We start from the raw sequence: 1584 nt of genomic DNA on the forward strand, positions 1-1584 counted from the left end.
GAAACCTTCTTCTCAGCCATCGCTCTCGCCGCAACCGTTTTGTTCTGGCTATGAAAAAGAACGAGTCTGGAGCCTAGCGTAGTTTCACTTCTTTCAGGTCATCAGGTTTCAGCCGATAGCGGATTACGTTGCCTTCATGGAGCCCCGCGATCTGCTCACGAACGTAAGCGACAACATCCGCTCGATCAGCATCGGGCACGCCAGCAGCCAAAGCCATCTCATCAACCGCATCGTTTCGGAACTCCTTGTATTCGAGAACGCAACGCCGGACCGCGGCGCGAACGAATTCCCGATAGGCAAGCGCAGCCTTTTCCGGGCTCTCCACCTCGGCGCGAAGAATTCGGTACTTTTCCGCGGACGCCAGGTACGCGTCCATGTAGACCTCGCGCAGCAGCGCGACATTGTTCAATTCATAGATCCCGATGAGTCCGTCGATATAGTCGCTGTCGTCCATCGTCGTGAACGACATCGGCGCAAGGTCCGACTTCAGAAGTGGGATGTTCGAGGCCACGCGCGAGGTTCGCTTGTTGACGTCGGCAAAGGCCTGGAGGTACGGGATGTGCACCAGGAGGAAAAAGGACTGCTCGAACGGATCGGTGATCTGCGCAGCCTTGTGCAGCAGGATGTCGAACTCCTCTGCGATCGTGACCGCATCGTCGAGCGGTCGATAGCTCGAGTGCGAGATGCCGACCGGCATCGCTCGCAATCGGCCCGACATCGCGGGGTCCGCCAGAAGACCATCCGAGAGCAGCGCATGAATCGCGAACAGATCAGGTCGCCGAAGCCCGATCTCATCGAGATTGTCGACCACATACTGGATAGCTTCCTTATGGTTGAGGATCATCAGGGCTTCTTTCCGATCCTTTCCCGCAGCTTCCTCGCCAAACCTGATCAATCGCTCGGTCTGCAAAATATCGTAGGTGTTCCCCTCCATTCTGGACGACGCCCAGCTGAGATCGACCAGAAGCTGTTCAAGGATCCGGCGCGCGTATGTTCCGGCCGGAATTGCGCCTCCCTGCGGACGGCCAGCCTCCAACAGTCTTTCGCGGTCAGGTGCAGACAGATACCAAGTCTTTCCCGGAACGTATGCATCGAGAAACTCCGGTCGATAGGACACAGGTGCTCGCCTGTTGTACGGCGTCGACAAATGCGCCCGGACGACCGCACCCCCGGCGATCCTGTATCCAGTGGCCCTACCCTTGCCAGATACCTCGAGGCGGCCTTCTTCCACCATGCGCTTCAAGAGGCGCCATACAGTGGTTTCGCTCACATCCCTTGCAACGCCCTTCCGGATGGCATCGCGTCCGGCACCCGGGTTCTCGCCGACAAAGTCGAGAATGTCTTGATCCGACAAGGCCATGAAACGATATCCCGCAAGTGTGAAACGATTAGGATATTGATACACCTACATTTTTCCTCGGCGCAAGTTTTCGTTTCACAGATTTTGCAACGATTCAGGCGTCAAGACGCAAAAGCCAACTTCATCAGGAAGACGAAACGATTATCACTGTCACTGTACCCTAATTAATCAGAATCTGTGGGTTCAGGGCATTTTGGGGCACTTTTGTACCCTTAATTACAATA

Annotated in this window: 1 protein-coding gene; it reads right to left on the reverse strand. The window is 55.7% G+C overall.

The window, feature by feature from the left end:
- Positions 1-73 precede the first annotated feature (73 nt).
- Positions 74-1360: a Fic family protein gene (locus AC2FLM_RS18225; protein ID WP_496859399.1), complete on the reverse strand. Its 1287-nt coding sequence runs from the start codon at positions 1358-1360 to the stop codon at positions 74-76.
- Positions 1361-1584 lie beyond the last annotated feature (224 nt).

The organism is Ruegeria sp. SAZD011, from assembly GCF_059612545.1.